The 15,236-nt window shown below is 71.7% G+C and carries 14 protein-coding genes; 9 read left to right on the plus strand and 5 right to left on the minus strand.

Annotated elements, in window-relative coordinates:
* Positions 1-5: 5 nt before the first annotated feature.
* On the minus strand, positions 6-287 hold the full coding sequence (locus tag OC490_RS37315; RefSeq protein ID WP_019072943.1) for an HPr family phosphocarrier protein: 282 nt from the start codon (positions 285-287) through the stop codon (positions 6-8).
* A gap of 196 nt (positions 288-483) precedes the next feature.
* Between OC490_RS37315 and OC490_RS37320 the strand changes: the two genes are divergently transcribed.
* From OC490_RS37320 to OC490_RS37335, 4 genes are all read left to right on the plus strand, one after another.
* Positions 484-3,291, plus strand: a complete 2,808-nt coding sequence (locus OC490_RS37320; protein ID WP_262062477.1) for a bifunctional GNAT family N-acetyltransferase/acetate--CoA ligase family protein — start codon at positions 484-486, stop codon at positions 3,289-3,291.
* A 118-nt stretch (positions 3,292-3,409) separates the two neighbouring features.
* A complete protein-coding gene (locus tag OC490_RS37325; protein ID WP_262062478.1) occupies positions 3,410-3,997 on the plus strand; it encodes a DUF5998 family protein in 588 nt (195 codons plus the stop codon).
* The gene (locus OC490_RS37330) at positions 3,997-5,187 is read left to right on the plus strand and encodes an alkaline phosphatase family protein (protein ID WP_262062479.1); all 1,191 of its coding nucleotides are present in this window, start codon (positions 3,997-3,999) and stop codon (positions 5,185-5,187) included. The genes OC490_RS37325 and OC490_RS37330 overlap by 1 nt, the downstream gene beginning before the upstream one ends.
* A gap of 43 nt (positions 5,188-5,230) precedes the next feature.
* Positions 5,231-5,878, plus strand: coding sequence for a thymidine kinase (locus tag OC490_RS37335; protein ID WP_200711019.1), 648 nt, complete (start codon positions 5,231-5,233; stop codon positions 5,876-5,878).
* A gap of 100 nt (positions 5,879-5,978) precedes the next feature.
* Here OC490_RS37335 and OC490_RS37340 read toward each other — a convergent pair whose 3' ends face one another.
* Positions 5,979-6,782 (minus strand): VOC family protein, encoded by an 804-nt coding sequence (locus tag OC490_RS37340; RefSeq protein WP_262062480.1) that lies wholly within the window; start codon positions 6,780-6,782, stop codon positions 5,979-5,981.
* A gap of 316 nt (positions 6,783-7,098) precedes the next feature.
* Between OC490_RS37340 and OC490_RS37345 the strand changes: the two genes are divergently transcribed.
* Positions 7,099-7,950 carry a sulfurtransferase gene (locus OC490_RS37345; protein ID WP_262062481.1) on the plus strand — a complete coding sequence of 284 codons (852 nt, stop codon included), beginning with the start codon at positions 7,099-7,101 and terminating at the stop codon, positions 7,948-7,950.
* 136 nt (positions 7,951-8,086) lie between these two features.
* On the opposite strand, the gene sepH is transcribed toward OC490_RS37345, so the two are convergent.
* On the minus strand, positions 8,087-9,112 hold the full coding sequence (sepH, locus tag OC490_RS37350; RefSeq protein WP_262062482.1) for a septation protein SepH: 1,026 nt from the start codon (positions 9,110-9,112) through the stop codon (positions 8,087-8,089).
* A 470-nt stretch (positions 9,113-9,582) separates the two neighbouring features.
* Between sepH and OC490_RS37355 the strand changes: the two genes are divergently transcribed.
* Positions 9,583-10,290: a hypothetical protein gene (locus tag OC490_RS37355; RefSeq protein ID WP_262062483.1), complete on the plus strand. Its 708-nt coding sequence runs from the start codon at positions 9,583-9,585 to the stop codon at positions 10,288-10,290.
* Here OC490_RS37355 and OC490_RS37360 read toward each other — a convergent pair.
* Both OC490_RS37360 and OC490_RS37365 read right to left on the minus strand, forming a co-directional pair.
* Complete coding sequence (locus OC490_RS37360) at positions 10,214-11,533, minus strand: D-arabinono-1,4-lactone oxidase (RefSeq protein ID WP_262062484.1); 1,320 nt, start codon at positions 11,531-11,533, stop codon at positions 10,214-10,216. The two genes, OC490_RS37355 and OC490_RS37360, sit on opposite strands and share 77 nt — an antisense overlap.
* Positions 11,493-12,740, minus strand: coding sequence for an MFS transporter (locus OC490_RS37365; protein ID WP_262062485.1), 1,248 nt, complete (start codon positions 12,738-12,740; stop codon positions 11,493-11,495). Before OC490_RS37365 ends, OC490_RS37360 begins: the two co-directional genes overlap by 41 nt.
* 219 nt (positions 12,741-12,959) lie before the next feature.
* Between OC490_RS37365 and OC490_RS37370 the strand changes: the two genes are divergently transcribed.
* The 3 genes from OC490_RS37370 to OC490_RS37380 are packed head-to-tail and all read left to right on the plus strand — an operon-like array spanning position 12,960 to position 15,048.
* Positions 12,960-14,087, plus strand: a complete 1,128-nt coding sequence (locus tag OC490_RS37370) for a ferrochelatase (RefSeq protein ID WP_262062486.1) — start codon at positions 12,960-12,962, stop codon at positions 14,085-14,087.
* Between the two features lie 8 nt (positions 14,088-14,095).
* Positions 14,096-14,224, plus strand: a complete 129-nt coding sequence (locus OC490_RS37375; protein ID WP_262062487.1) for a hypothetical protein — start codon at positions 14,096-14,098, stop codon at positions 14,222-14,224.
* A gap of 8 nt (positions 14,225-14,232) precedes the next feature.
* Positions 14,233-15,048, plus strand: coding sequence for an inositol monophosphatase family protein (locus OC490_RS37380; RefSeq protein ID WP_262062488.1), 816 nt, complete (start codon positions 14,233-14,235; stop codon positions 15,046-15,048).
* The last annotated feature ends 188 nt before the right edge of the window (positions 15,049-15,236 follow it).

The following is a 15,236-nucleotide window of genomic DNA, read 5'->3' on the forward strand; positions in this document are numbered from 1 at the left end:
GTTGCTCAGACGGTCTCGGGGAGTTCCTCAAGGCCCTCCGCGACCAGCTTCGCCAGCCGGTCGAGGGCCGCGTCCGCGCCCTCGGCGTCCGACGCGAGGACGATCTCCTCGCCGCCCTGGGCGCCCAGGCCCAGAACCGCGAGCATGGAGGCCGCGTTGACGGGGTTGCCGTCGGCCTTGGCGATCGTCACGGGGATACCTGCGGCCGTGGTGGCCCGGACGAAGATGGAGGCGGGACGGGCGTGAAGGCCCTCCGCCCAGCCGACGTTGACGCGGCGCTCAGCCATGTGATGCTGCCCTTCAGAGTCTCAGGGTTGTCTAGACCAGTTTCCCACACGTGAAGCGCGCCCGGGCCGGCCTCGCGGACCGTCCGGGGAGGGGTGTGGGACCGCGGCCTCGGCCCCACTTCCCCTCGTCTCCTCGCTGCATTCACCCACAGACTGCCTCGCGCCGTTGTCAGACGCGAGCCGTACGCTGGGCCCCATGCAGCAGACCTCGTCGGACCGGCACGAGTACCCCGCCCACTGGGAAGCCGACGTCGTGCTGCGCGACGGCGGTACGGCGCGCGTCAGGCCCATCACCGTCGACGACGCCGATCGCCTGGTCAGCTTCTACGAGCAGGTCTCCGACGAGTCGAAGTACTACCGCTTCTTCGCGCCGTATCCTCGCCTGTCCGCCAAGGATGTCCACCGCTTCACGCACCACGACTTTGTGGACCGGGTGGGACTCGCGGCCACGGTCGGCGGCGAGTTCATCGCCACCGTACGCTATGACCGCATTAGTGCCGACGGGCGTTCCGCCTCCGCCCCCGCGGACGAGGCCGAGGTCGCCTTCCTGGTGCAGGACGCGCACCAGGGCAGAGGCGTCGCCTCCGCCCTCCTGGAACACATCGCGGCCGTCGCCCGCGAGCGCGGCATCCGCCGGTTCGCCGCCGAGGTGCTGCCCGCCAACAACAAGATGATCAAGGTGTTCACGGACGCCGGCTACACCCAGAAGCGCAGCTTCGAGGACGGCGTCGTACGCCTGGAGTTTGACCTCGAACCCACCGACAGGTCCCTCGCCGTGCAGCGCGCGCGAGAACAGCGCGCCGAAGCACGGTCCGTACGACGGCTGCTGGTGCCCGGCTCGGTCGCCGTCGTCGGCGTCGGACGTACCCCCGGAGGGGTGGGCCGCAGCGTTCTCGACAACATCAGGGACGCCGGTTTCACCGGCGGCCTGTACGCCGTCAACAAGGCTTTCCCCGAAGGGCAGAAGGAACTCGACGGGGTGCCGGCCCACCGGTCGGTGCGCGACATCGAGGGCCCCGTCGACCTCGCGGTCGTCGCCGTCCCGGTCGAGCACGTTTCCCAGGTCGTCACCGAGTGCGGTGAGCACGGGGTGCAGGGGCTCGTCGTGGTCACCGCCGGTTACGCCGAGAGCGGCTCCGAGGGACGCGAGCGCCAGCGCGAACTCGTCCGGCACGCGCGCACGTACGGGATGCGGATCATCGGGCCCAACGCCTTCGGGGTCATCAACACCGCAGCCGACGTACGGCTGAACGCGTCCCTCGCCCCCGAGATGCCCCGCCCCGGACGCATCGGACTGTTCGCGCAGTCCGGCGCCATCGGCATCGCCCTGCTCTCCCGGCTGCACCGACGTGGTGGCGGCGTCACCGGAGTCACCGGGGTCTCCACGTTCGTGTCGTCCGGCAACCGCGCGGACGTGTCCGGCAACGACGTCCTCCAGTACTGGTACGACGATCCGGACACCGATGTCGCCCTCATGTACCTGGAGTCCATCGGCAACCCCCGCAAGTTCACCCGCCTCGCCCGGCGCACCGCGGCGGCGAAGCCGCTGGTCGTGGTCCAGGGCGCCGGATCCGCCCCCCAGGGTCACGCCGTACGCGCGACGCGCCTGCCGCACGCGACGGTGTCCGCGCTGCTGCGGCAGGCCGGCGTGATCCGCGTCGAGACGATCACCGAACTGGTCGACACGGGGCTGCTGCTCGCGCGCCAGCCGCTGCCCGGCGGAGCACGGGTGGCGATCCTCGGGAACTCCGAGTCACTGGGACTGCTGACGTACGACGCGTGCCTCTCCGAGGGGCTGCGCCCGCTCGCCCCGCTGGATCTGACCACGGCGGCAACGGCGACGGACTTCCATCGGGCGCTGTCGGAGGCGTTGGCCGACAAGGCGTGCGACGCGGTCGTGGTGACCGCGATACCGGCGGTGGGGGAGGGACCGGCGGAGGACGCGGCGCTGGCCGAGGCCCTGCGGTCGGCGGCGGAGACCGTCCCCGGGAAGCCTGTGCTGGTGGTGCACGTGGAGCTCGGGGGGCTTGCGGCGGCGCTGTCGGCGGCGACCAGTACGGCACCGCGGGCCGTTTCGAGGCGGGAGGACTCCCAGCGCTCCGAGGAGCGACCGCCCAGCGCGGCGCAGGCCCCCGAAGGCGTCGGCCTCATCCCCGCCTACCCCGCCGCCGAACGCGCGGTCCGCGCCCTCGCCGAAGCCGTGAAGTACGCCCAGTGGCGGCGCGAGTCCGTCGACCCCGGCCGGGTGCCCGAGTACGAGGACATCGATGAGAAGGGGGCCGCCGGACTGATCGGCGGGCTCCTCGCGCGCGGGCAGGGCCTCACGCTCGGCAGCGACGAGACCTGCGAACTGCTCGGCATGTACGGAGTGGACGTCCACCGCGCGCTGCCCGCGCCCACCCCCGATGCCGCCGCCGATGCCGCCCGCACCCTCGGCTACCCGGTCGCCCTCAAGGCCACCGCCCCGCACCTGCGACACCGCGCCGACCTGGGCGGCGTACGACTGGATCTCGCCGACGAGGACCAACTGCGGCGGGCCTACGCCGAGTTGGGCGAGCTGTTCGGCAGGCCGGAGGAGCTGCGGCCGGTGGTGCAGCGGATGGCGCCGCGCGGGGTCGACACCGTCGTACGGGCCGTCATCGATCCGGCGGCGGGGGCCGTACTGTCGTTCGGGCTCGCCGGAGCCGCCTCGCAGCTGCTCGGGGACACCGCGCACCGGCTGATACCGGTCACGGACCGGGAGGCCGGTTCGCTGATCCGGTCGATCCGGACGGCACCCCTCCTTTTCGGCTGGCGCGGATCGACACCGGTGGACACGCCTGCCCTGGAGGAGCTGCTGCTGCGGGTGTCGCGGCTGGTGGACGACCATCCCGAGGTGGTCGCGGTGACCCTGGAGCCGGTCGTCGTCGCCGCGCACGGACTGAGCGTGCTCGGCGCCTCCGTCCGCCTGGCCCCACCGCCGGTCCGCGACGACCTCGGCCCGAGGACGCTTCCCGTCTACTGAGGACGCTTCCCGTGGACTGTTGCGCGCTTCCCGTGCTGATCCCGGGTACTGAGACGGCTGTGACAAGACCGTGCTCGGCGGTGCCTCGCAGTCAGTGGGCCACCGTAGGATGGACGTCATGGCCAAGACCAGTACGACGACCCAGGGGCTGCGTGCGGCGATCGAGCGCAGCGGCTACTACCCGGCCCTCGTGGCCGAGGCGGTGGAGGCCGCCGTGGGCGGCGAGCCGATCCGGTCGTTCCTGGTCCACCAGGAGACCACGTTCGACCAGAACGAGGTGCGCCGGCATGTGACCGTGCTCGTCCTCACCGGCAACCGCTTCATCGTCAGCCACACCGACGAGCAGGCCGCCGACGGCACCTCCCCGACGCCGTACGCCACGACATCCACGGAGTCCGTGAAGATCGGCCGGATCTCGTCGGTGGTGCTCAGCCGCGTGGTCGCCAACCCGGAGTCGTACAAGCCGGGCACACCGCCCCGCGAGGTCGTGCTGACCATCGGCTGGGGTGCCGTCTCCCGGATCGACCTGGAGCCGGCCGCCTGCGGCGACCCCAACTGCGAGGCCGACCACGGCTACACGGGCAACTCGACGGCGGACGACCTGAGCCTGCGCGTCAGCGAGGCCGGCGACGGCCCGGAGACGGTGCAGCAGACCCTCGCCTTCGCGCAGGCGCTCTCCGAGGCGACCGCGGACGTACCCCGCTGATGGCGCAGCCCGCAACCTGGGACCACCCCGAACCCCTCGCCGTAGCCTCCGCACCCGTCCCCGAGTACGGCACCGGCTCCCTCGCCGACCTGCTGCCCACGCTGGCCGCCGGCATGGGAGTACCCGGTACGACCGCCGCGATCCCGGAGCTGACCGCGGCCGACCGCAACTGCGTCTTCCTGGTCGACGGCCTCGGCTGGGAGCAGATCAAGGACCACGCCGACGAGGCGCCGTACCTGCACGCGCTCCTCGGCAGCTCGCGCGGCGGCACGGGACGCCCGCTCACTGCCGGCTACCCGGCGACCACCGCGACCTCGCTGGCCTCCGTGGGCACCGGCCTGCCGCCCGGCGCGCACGGCCTGCCCGGCTACACCGTGCGCAACCCGGACACCGGCGCGCTGATGAACCAGCTGCGCTGGCAGCCGTGGACCGAGCCGAAGTCCTGGCAGCCGTACCCCACGATCTTCCAACTCGCCCAGGACGCGGGCGTGCACGCCGCCCAGGTGTCGTCCCCGACCTTCCAGAACACCCCGCTGACGAAGGTCGCGCTCAGTGGCGGAACGTTCCTCGGGCGGCTGACCGGCGAGGAGCGCATGGACCTCGCGGCCGAGCAACTGGCCGCCGGGGACCGCTCCCTGGTGTACACGTACTACGCCGAACTCGACGGCGCGGGCCACCGCTACGGCGTCGCCTCCGACACCTGGCGCGGTCAACTCATGTACGTCGACCGGCTCGTCCAGCGCCTGGCCGAGCAACTGCCGCCGCGCAGCGCGCTGTACGTCACCGCCGACCACGGCATGATCGACGTGCCCTTCGACGAGGAGCACCGCATCGACTTCGACGCGGACTGGGAGTTGCGCGCCGGGGTCGCCCTGCTCGGCGGCGAGGGCCGCGCACGCCATGTCTACGCGGTACGCGGCGCCGAGAACGACGTACTGACCTGCTGGCGCGAGGTGCTCGGCGAACAGTTCTGGGTGGCGTCGCGGGACGAGGCGATCACGGCGGGCTGGTTCGGCCCGACGATCGACCGGCGCGTCTACGACCGTCTCGGCGACGTGATCGTGGCGGCCCGGGACGACGTCCTGGTCATCGCGTCCGAGCGGGAGCCGAAGGAGTCGGCGATGGTCGGCAACCACGGTTCCATGACCCCTGCCGAACAGCTGGTCCCCCTGCTCGAAGTACGCTCCTGAAGCCCACCCTCTGCCCTCTCCGCCGAAAGGTGCTCAACTTCCCATGCCCGAGCTGGTGTTCTTCTCCGGAACGATGGACTGCGGGAAGTCGACCCTGGCGCTCCAGATCGAGCACAACCGCTCGGCGCGCGGCCTGGCAGGGGTGATCTTCACGCGGGACGACCGCGCGGGCGAGGGGAAGCTCTCCTCCCGCCTCGGCCTGGTCACCGACGCGGTGGAGGTCGAGGACGAGCAGGACCTGTACGCGTATCTCGTCGACCACCTCTCCCAGGGCGGTCGCGCGGACTACGTCATCGCCGACGAGGCACAGTTCCTGGCGCCCGTGCAGATCGACCAACTCGCGCGCGTGGTCGACGACCTGGGCCTCGACGTCTACGCCTTCGGTATTACGACCGACTTCCGCTCCAAGCTCTTCCCAGGCTCCCAGCGCCTGGTCGAACTCGCCGACCGCGTCGAGGTCCTCCAGGTAGAGGCCCTCTGCTGGTGCGGCGCCCGCGCCACCCACAACGCTCGCACGATAGGCGGCGAGATGGTCGTCGAGGGCGCCCAGGTCGTCGTCGGCGACGTCAACCAGGCGGAGGCGATCGGCTACGAGGTCCTGTGCCGCCGCCACCACCGCCGCCGAATGACGTCGGCCACGGCACGGGCGGCGGCGCTGTCACCGGACGTACTGCCGATGACGTCGGCCTAGGGCGCACGACTCCGGGCTGCCCTCTCCGGGTGTGCGGAAGCGGCTGGTGCCTCCACGCCCCCGCGACCCGCCCGCACCGCCCCGGAAGCGACCCGAAGGGCTACCGCGGCCCCTGGATCACCGAGAACATCGCGCCCTCGGGGTCGGCGACCGTGGCCACGCGGCCGTGGGGGCTGTCGTGAGCTGGTTCCAGGGTGTGGCCGCCGAGGTCCGTGACGCGGCGCAGGGCCTCGTCCGTGTCGGCGACCTCGAAGTACGTCATCCAGTGCGGGCCCCGGTCACGGGGCAGGGCCGTGCCGACGCCGTGGATGCCGGCGACCGGGGTGCCGTCCAGGTGCAGGGTGACGTAGTCGAGGTCGGCGGAGTCGACTGGCACCTCCTCGTAGCCGAACACGGCCTCGTAGAACTTGGCGACGCTCGCGGTCTCGAAGGTCAGCAGCTCGTTCCAGGCAGGTGTGCCGGGGACGCCCGTGAGGGACGTACCGAGGTGTTCCGCGACCTGCCAGATGCCGAACACCGCCCCCGACGGGTCGGAGCCGATGGCCAGGCGGCCGGCCTCGGCCGCGTCCAGGGGGCCCACCCCTACCGTGCCGCCGCACATCCGTACCGTCTCGGCGGTCTGGTCCACGTCGTCCGAGGCGAGATACGGCGTCCACGCGATGGGCAGATGCCGGTCCGGCGGCAGCTGGCCGATGCCGGCCACCTCCTGCCCGTCGAGCAGGGCCCGCGCGTAGGGGCCGAGCTGATGGGGACCGGGTTGGAATTCCCAACCGAACAGCTCTCCGTAGAACTCCTGAGTCGTGGTCATGCCGTGCACCATCAGACTCACCCAGCAGGGTGTGCCCTGCGTACGCCGAGTGTGCGTGTCGCCGTTCAGGCCGGCCGACCCCCGTGCCTCGGTCATCGTCACCTTCTCCTCGGCCCCTCGCGGTGGCCGTGTCTTCCGCAGTGCGGATCCGCGTGCCGCAGCCGCGTCACGCCCCGAGCCGATGCTCGCACCCCCGGTGGCGCGGCGCGCCCCGGCCGCGCCGCCGACGGGCGGCTCACGTACGGAGGATGCCCGGTCTGTGGCCCCTCGTCCGTTCCGGTTGATTGCCGTGGGGTGTCCATCGGTTGTACACCATGTGCTCGATCCCGTACGCCTCGTGATCGAGACTGCCCGGCGGGCACAGTAGTCGGACCTGGACGTGTCGACCACCCCTTGCGCGAGGATGGTGGCCATGAACGCCATCATCTCCGCATCCGAACTGGCGAGCGATCTGGCCGGGACGAACCCGCCGGTCCTCCTCGACATCCGCTGGCAGCTCAGCGTCGCGAAGGCCGCAGGTGAACCGCCCTTCGACGGACGCGCCGAGCACGCGGCCGGGCATATCCCGGGCGCCGTCTACGTAGACCTCGACCAGGAACTGGCCTCGTCCCCCGGCGCCCGCGGCCGGCACCCCCTGCCCGACACCGCGCGCTTCGGTGCCACGATGCGCCGCGCGGGTGTATCGGCCGACCGCGCGGTCGTCGTGTACGACGGCGGCCAGGGCTGGGCGGCGGCCCGCGCATGGTGGCTGCTGCGCTGGTCGGGTCACCCGGACGTGCGGGTCCTCGACGGCGGCCTTCCCTCTTGGGAGGGTCCTTTGGAGACGGATGTGCCGACGTCGGCCGAGGGCGACTTCGTGCCGGAGCCGGGGGCCGCGCAGCTCCTGGACGCGGACGGTGCGGCCGCGCTGGCCCGCAGCGGGGTCCTGTTCGACGCCCGCGCGGGCGAGCGTTACCGGGGCGAGATCGAGCCGATCGACCGGGTCGGCGGCCACATCCCGGGCGCCGTGTCCGCGCCGACCAACGAGAACGTCGGCACCGACGGCCGCTTCCTCCCGGCGGAGGAACTGGCCGCCCGCTTCAAGGCCCTGGGTGCCACGGAGGGGACGGGTGTGGGCGTCTACTGCGGCTCCGGCGTATCGGGCGCCCACGAGGTGCTGGCCCTGGCGGTGGCGGGCATTCCGGCCGGCCTGTACGTCGGCTCCTGGTCGGAGTGGTCCGCGGACCCGGAGCGACCGGTCGCCGTCGGCCCCGACCCGCAGTAGCGGCCGTACGACAAGGGGTCGACAAGGGGGAGGGCCCGCGACCGAAACGGCGCGGGCCCTCCCCGTCGTAGACGGACTCTCGTGCGGTGAACTCCCGTACGACTGGCTCTCGTACGACTGGCTCCCGTACGGCGGACTACTCCTGCTTCTTCCTTCGGGTGCCGAAGACGATCTCGTCCCAGCTCGGGACCGCCGCTCTGCGGCCCGGACGGACGCCGTCCGCCTCGGCCTGGCGGTCGGTGGAGCCGATGAGCCGGTCGCGGTGGGCGCCGACGGAACGGGGCATGAGCACGTCCGCGTAGGCCGAACCGGCCGAGGCCGCGGGGGCCGGGGGCTCCTCCGCCTCCGGTTCCTCGACGGGCTCCTCCGGGGTCTCCGAGGGGCGCTCGGGGACGACCATGTCGCCACGGAAGCTCGGTACCGCCTCCAGGAGGCTGGTCAGCGAGTCGCGCTCGCTCTCCTCGACCGGCTCGGGCGACGGCAGCGCGGGACGCTCCGGGCGCTCCAGGGCACGGTCCAGCGGGCGGTCGCGCGGCAGCCGGGCGATCCGTGGGACGAACGGGAAGCTGGGCTCGGGGGTGGCGGAGAGGTCGTCGGACTCGCCGATCAGCGAGCGCGCCTCGTCGTCGACGGCCTGGACGAGCCGCCGGGGCGGGTCGTACGTCCAGCTCGCCGAGTGCGGTTCGCCCGCGACCCGGTAGACCAGCAGGACCTCCCAGGTGCCGTCGTCGCGGCGCCAGGAGTCCCACTGAACGGTGTCCTTCTCGGCACCGCGCAGCGTCAGGCGCTCCTGGACGGCCTCGCCGAGCTGGGGTCCGGCGTTCTCACCGGGGCGACGGACAGGGGTCTTCCGGGCGCGCTCGGCCATGAAGGCACGCTCGGCGAGCACGGGACCCTCGAAGCGGCGCACCCGGTCGACGGGGATGCCGGCGAGTTGCGCGACCTCCTCCGCGGAGGCGCCGGCACGTATACGTGCCTGGATGTCTCGGGGGCGGAGATGGCTCTCCACCTCGATCTCGATCTGGCCGAGGCGGGGACGGTCGCCGCGTACGGCGGCGCGCAGACGCTCATCAATCGGAAGCGTGTACTCCGTGCTGTCCGCAGCCTTCAGCACCAGCCGTGTGCCGTCGTTAGAGACGGCCACGACACGCAGTTCGGGCATGGGGACCTCCCGGGTGGTGCCTGCCGACGTCACGTGCGTCGCTGCTTCCGCTAGTCGAGTGTGGCCTGCCCGGGTGCAGCCTGCCACAACCTTGCCGAGTTGCCCGGCGTGTCGGGCACGGGCCCGAGCTTGCCGTTATGGCACGGTTACCTATTCGCAACGCTAAGTGACCAACTACGTCACCCTGTGCAACTGGCCCCCTCGAGGCGGTCCAAAAGGCCGCGGACGCCCTGGCAGGAGACCGCACCCAGGGCTCGCAACAGTACTCCATTTGGACCACGTGCGTGGATTGGCACGCTGCCCAACTTCTTGCGGGGGGCGGGACTTGGCGGTCCGGGGCGGGGTTCGCGCGATCTTGAAAGTGGCGTACTTCGCGCAATAGCCGGAATCGGAACTATCGGTTTCGGCCATACGTCCCTTTGTCGTACAGATAGTTGATCAGGTACGGGAAAGTGAGGCCAGGCCCCGGAATGCGCGCAAGGCCCGATGTCGGCAGGAAACGGATCGATCTGAGCGTCCCTCACGTCGCGGGCAGTGCGCTGGCGGCGGTGGTCGCCGCCAAACTCGCTTCCTACTTCGGGGTGTACGGCACGATCCTCGGCGCCGGCGTCGTGAGCGCGATAGCCACCTCCGGAGGCTCCGTCCTCCAGCACCTCCTCAGCCGGACCGGTGCCACGCTCCGGGAGGCCACCGTCACCTCCAAGGAGCCCGAGCAACCGCCCGCGCGCCCCGGCGAGTTCACGGAGGGCACCGTCTACCGCGCGCGGGTGGGCAGTTGGAAGCGCCCGGTGCTGGCCGCGGCCCTCGTCTTCGGGGTCACCATGACCGGCATCACCGGCTACGAGCTGGTGTCCGGCGACAGCTTCAGCGGCGGCAAGGGGACCACGGTCAGTGCGGCCGTCACCGGACACGAGACGTCGCCGTCCCCGAAGTCCGGTGACAGCGGCGGGGAACCGGGTCCGGCCGATTCCCCGTCCGGCTCGTCGGCCGCCCCGGAGACACCGTCCACCGGCAACGGCGGTGGTACGTCGTCCAGTCCGACGCCGACGCCGAGCGCTTCGGAGGAAGCTGCTACGCCGACCCCCGCGCCGAGCGCGTCGGCTACTGACCCAGCACCCTCCGCAAGTAGTCGTTCTGGAACCGCCGATCAGGATCCAGCCGATCCCGCAGCGCCGTGAACTCGCCGAAGCGCGGATAGACCCCGGCGAAGTACTCGGCGTCCCGGGTGTGCACCTTGCCCCAGTGCGGCCGGCCCTCGTGCGCGGTGAGGATGCGCTCGGCGGCCGTGAAGTACGCCTGGTACGGAGTGCCCTTGTACATGTGAACGGCGATGTAGGCGCTGTCCCGGCCGGAGGCGGTGGACAGGGCGATGTCGTCCGCCGGGGCGGTGCGGACCTCGACCGGGTAGCTGATCCTGAAGTCGGAACGGTCGACCATCGTCTTGAGTTCCCGCAACGTGTCCACCAGGGCCGCGCGCGGGACGGCGTACTCCATCTCGACGAACCGCACCCGGCGGGGCGAGGTGTAGACCTTGTAGGGGATGTCCGTGTACGTCCGCGTGGACCAGGCCCGGGTGGAGATCTGGGCGATGGTCGGAATGGTCGCGGGCGCCGCGCGGCCGACCCAGTTGGCCACCTGCCAGAGGCCGTTGGAGACGAACTCGTCCTCGATCCAGCCGGCCACCTTGCCCACCGGCTGCTCCGGGCCCGCGCTGCGGTTGTTGCGCTTGGTGTTGGTGCTGCCGGTGTGCGGGAACCAGTAGAACTCGAAGTGCTCGTTCTCGGCCCAGAGTTCGTCGAAGCGTCCGGTGACCTCGTCGAAGGTCATCGGCTCCTCGCGGGCCGTGAGCAGGAAGACGGGCTCCACGGCGAAGGTGATCGCCGTGACGACGCCCAGGGCGCCGAGGCCGATCCGGGCCGCCGCGAAGACGTCCGGGTTCTCCTTCTCGGAGCAGGTGAGCACCGAGCCGTCCGCCGTCACCAGCTCAAGTCCCCTGATCTGGGCGGCTATCGAGGCCGACTCGCGTCCGGTGCCGTGGGTGCCGGTGCTGGTCGCCCCGGAGACCGTCTGCTCCATGATGTCGCCCATGTTCGTGAGCGACAGGCCCTCGCGCGCGAGAGCCATGTTGAGTCTCTTGAGCGGGGTGCCCGCCTCGACCGTGACCGTCAATGCATCGCGATCAATATTGCGGATGCCGGTCAACAGTTGAGGACGGATCAACACACCGTCCGTGGCGGCGATCGACGTGAAGGAGTGCCCGCTGCCGACGGCCTTCACCGTCAGACCGTCCTCACCGGCCCTGCGGATGGCCGCGGCCAGCTCCTCGACGGAGGCGGGCGTGACCTCCCGCGCGGGCCGGGACGCGACCGTCCCGCCCCAGTTACGCCACGTGCCGTTCTTCGCGCTCGCTGTGGTGCCCAACAACGGTGCCTCCCCGACCCGGTGCCGGTCTGTTGAGCCGGCGGTACCCGAGGAAACCCACCGCGACCGCGACGGCTCCGGCGACCACCGGAACCCCGTACCCGGCCCGCGCGCCGGCTGCGTCGATCACCCAGCCGGCGACGGAGGAGCCGAGCGCGACCCCGACCGCCAGGCCGGTGCTCACCCAGGTCATGCCTTCGGTGAGCTTCGCGCGAGGTACGTGCTCTTCTGTGAGGGACATCGTCGTGATCATCGTGGGTGCGATGGACAGTCCCGCAAGGAACAGCGCCACGGCCAGAAGCGGCAAGTTTCCGACCAGTAGGAGGGGGATCATACTCACGGCCATCGTGCATATGCCCAGCAGCCACCGACGTTCGGGCGCTCCCCGGAAGCGCAGCAGCCCGAACACGACTCCGGCCACGCAGGACCCCGCCGCGTACAGGGCGAGCACCACGCTGGCGCCGCCCTTGTGACCCCGCTCGTCGGCGAACGCGACGGTGACCACGTCGACCGCCCCGAAGATCGCCCCGGTCGCCACGAAGGTGGCCACCAGCACCTGGAGACCGGCCGCCCGCAGCGCCGAGCCGCCGCCCTCGGCGCCCCGCACGCGCGGGTGCGGGGCGGGCTCGGTGGCGCGCTGCGCGGTCAGCCAGAAGACACCGACCGCCAGGAAGCAGGCGGCCAGCAGGGGACCCGCCTCCGGGAACCACACCGTGGACAGCCCGATCGAGATGATCGGCCCGAAGATGAAGCACATCTCGTCCACCACGGACTCGAAGGAGTACGCGGTGTGCAGCTGCGGGGTGCCCCGGTAGACGGCCGCCCAGCGCGCGCGGACCATCGCGCCCAGACTCGGCACCGAGCCGATACCGGCGGCGCACACGAACAGTACCCAGTCCGGCCACGCGAAGCGGGCGGCCAGCAGCAGCCCGGCCGCCGCGGCCAGCGCGACGAGCGTCGCCGGACGCAGCACCCGCCGCTGCCCGTACTGGTCGACCCAGCGCGAGATCCGCGGCCCGATCGCGGCGGCGGCCAGCGCGATGGTGGCCGACAGCGCGCCCGCGAGCCCGTAGCGCCCGTTGATCTGGGAGATCATCGTGACCACGCCGATGCCCATCATCGACAGGGGCATCCGGCCGAGGAACCCCGCGGCGGAGAAGCCCTTGGAGCCGGGGGCGGCGAACAGGGCGCGATAGGGGCTGGGCACGGTGACTCCGGTCGAAGGGTGCGGTGGCGGCTCGGTGGTGGTGCGCTGATGTGATGACGGCTCAGTAAGGTGCGAATGCGGCTGATACAGCTTACGAGCAGGTCTGGCCCGATGCACCTGCCCGTGCCGCCCCCGGCGCACCTCCCCGGAAGCCCCGCGTTCGCGGCCCGGCACCCCTCCGTTTCCCGGGTGTCAGTGGCGGGGGGCAGGATCGGAGACATGCCAGATGTGCTCGATGCGACTCCCTACGACGCCCTGCTCCTGCTCTCGTTCGGCGGCCCCGAAGGCCCGGACGAGGTGGTTCCGTTCCTGGAGAACGTGACGCGCGGGCGAGGCATCCCCAAGGAACGCCTCAAGGAAGTGGGGCAGCACTACTTCCTGTTCGGCGGGATCAGCCCCATCAACGACCAGAACCGCGCCCTCCTGGACGCCCTCCGCAAGGACTTCGCGGACCACGGCCTGGACCTGCCGGTCTACTGGGGCAACCGCAACTGGGCCCCGTACCTCACGGACACCCTGCGCGAGATGGTCGCCGACGGCCGCCGCCGCATCCTTGTCCTGGCCACCAGCGCCTATGCCTCGTACTCGGGCTGCCGCCAGTACCGGGAGAACCTCGCCGACTCCCTGGCAACCCTGGAGGCCGAGGGGCTTGCGGTGCCGAGGGTCGACAAGCTGCGCCACTACTTCAACCACCCCGGCTTCCTGGAGCCGATGATCGACGGGGTCCTCGATTCCCTCGCCGACCTCCCCGAGGACGTCCGGGACGGCGCGCACCTCGCCTTCTCGACCCACTCCATCCCGACCGCCGCCGCCGACACCTCCGGCCCGGCCGAGGCCCACGGAGACGGCGGGGCGTACGTCGAGGAGCACCTGGACGTGGCCCGGCTGATCGCCGCCGCCGTCCGCGAACGCACCGGAATCGACCACCCCTGGCAGCTCGTCTACCAGTCCCGCTCCGGAGCCCCGCACATCCCCTGGCTGGAGCCCGACATCTGCGACCACCTGGAGGAGCGCCACACGGCCGGCGTCCCCGCCGTCGTCATGGCACCCATCGGCTTCGTCTCCGACCACATGGAGGTCCTCTACGACCTCGACACGGAGGCCACGGCCAAGGCGGAGGAACTGGGCCTGCCCGTACGCCGGTCCGCCACCGTGGGCGCCGACCCGCGCTTCGCCGCCGCGATCCGCGAACTCGTCCTGGAACGCGCCGCCACCGAGAGCGGGCGGCAGGTCACACCCTGCGCCCTGGGCGCCCTCGGCGCCGGCCACAACCTCTGCCCGGTGGGCTGCTGCCCGGCCCGCGCCCCGCGTCCCGCCGCCGCGGGCGCCGACAGCCCCTACGCATGAGGAGCGCCGTGACCGACCCGCTGCACCAGGAACTGCTCGGGCCGGGCCGGGAAGCCGTCGGCCGGAGCGGCGAACTGTTCGGGCACGGCCGTTCGGCCCGTGCCCCTCGCCCCGCTGCCGACAGGCCCAACGCATGAGGAGCGCCGTGACCGACCCCCTGCATCAGGAACTGCTGGCACTCGCCCAGGAAGCCGCCCGCAAGGCCGGCGCGCTGCTGCGGGACGGCCGCCCGGCCGACCTCGCGGTCGCCGCCACCAAATCAAGCCCGATCGACGTCGTCACCGAGATGGACATCGCGGCCGAGAAGCTGATCACCGATCTGATTTCCGAACAGCGCCCCGACGACGGTTTTCTGGGCGAGGAGGGCGCCTCCGTCACCGGCACCAGCGGCGTCCGCTGGGTCATCGATCCGCTAGACGGCACGGTCAACTACCTCTACGGACTGCCCACTTGGTCCGTCTCCATCGCCGCCGAACTGCACGGCGAGACCGTCGCCGGGGTCGTCGCGGTCCCGATGCGCGGCGAGACGTTCCACGCGGTGCTCGGCGGCGGGGCGTGGGCCACGGGCGCGTGGGAGGGCGAACGCAGGCTCGCCTGCCGGCCCGCGCCGCCCCTGGAGCAGGCGCTGGTGTCGACCGGCTTCAACTACGTCACCGAGGTCCGGGTCCATCAGGCCGATGTGGCACAGAAGTTGATCCCCCTGCTGCGGGACATCCGGCGGGGCGGCTCGGCGGCGGTCGACCTGTGCGATGTGGCCGCGGGGCGGCTGGACGGCTTCTACGAGCGGGGGTTGAACCCGTGGGACCTTGGCGCGGGGGACCTGATCGCCCGTGAGGCGGGCGCCCTGACCGGTGGACGGCCCGGAGAGCGGCCCGGGCGGGATCTGGCGGTGGCAGGGAGCCCGGGGGTGTTCGAGCCGCTTCAGGGGCTGCTGGAGGACTTTGGGGCTTGGCACGACTGAGGTTGGGGTGGGCCAGGGGCCAGAAGGTGCCGCGTAGTTGGGGCGGTGATGGGCAGGCGCCGGGCAGCTTGGGTGGTGTTGGGTCGATGCCGGGCAGCTGGGACGGTGGTGAGAAGGCGCTGGGCAGCTGGGCCGGTGTTGGGTAGGCGCCGTTCGCGCACCTCTTTTGGTTCGGTCGCCTTCGGGGC

Source organism: Streptomyces sp. STR69 (assembly GCF_024519455.1).
GTDB lineage: Bacteria > Actinomycetota > Actinomycetes > Streptomycetales > Streptomycetaceae > Streptomyces.

Excerpts from the sequence above, each read along its gene's own strand:
- OC490_RS37315 (WP_019072943.1), bottom strand. The coding sequence starts at position 287 with ATGGCTGAGCGCCGCGTCAACGTCGGCTGGGCGGAGGGCCTTCACGCC.
- OC490_RS37340 (WP_262062480.1), bottom strand. The coding sequence starts at position 6,782 with ATGACCGAGGCACGGGGGTCGGCCGGCCTGAACGGCGACACGCACACT.
- OC490_RS37330 (WP_262062479.1), top strand. The coding sequence starts at position 3,997 with ATGGCGCAGCCCGCAACCTGGGACCACCCCGAACCCCTCGCCGTAGCC.
- OC490_RS37320 (WP_262062477.1), top strand. The coding sequence starts at position 484 with ATGCAGCAGACCTCGTCGGACCGGCACGAGTACCCCGCCCACTGGGAA.
- OC490_RS37325 (WP_262062478.1), top strand. The coding sequence starts at position 3,410 with ATGGCCAAGACCAGTACGACGACCCAGGGGCTGCGTGCGGCGATCGAG.
- OC490_RS37335 (WP_200711019.1), top strand. The coding sequence starts at position 5,231 with ATGCCCGAGCTGGTGTTCTTCTCCGGAACGATGGACTGCGGGAAGTCG.
- OC490_RS37345 (WP_262062481.1), top strand. The coding sequence starts at position 7,099 with ATGAACGCCATCATCTCCGCATCCGAACTGGCGAGCGATCTGGCCGGG.
- sepH (WP_262062482.1), bottom strand. The coding sequence starts at position 9,112 with ATGCCCGAACTGCGTGTCGTGGCCGTCTCTAACGACGGCACACGGCTG.
- OC490_RS37355 (WP_262062483.1), top strand. The coding sequence starts at position 9,583 with ATGCGCGCAAGGCCCGATGTCGGCAGGAAACGGATCGATCTGAGCGTC.
- OC490_RS37370 (WP_262062486.1), top strand. The coding sequence starts at position 12,960 with ATGCCAGATGTGCTCGATGCGACTCCCTACGACGCCCTGCTCCTGCTC.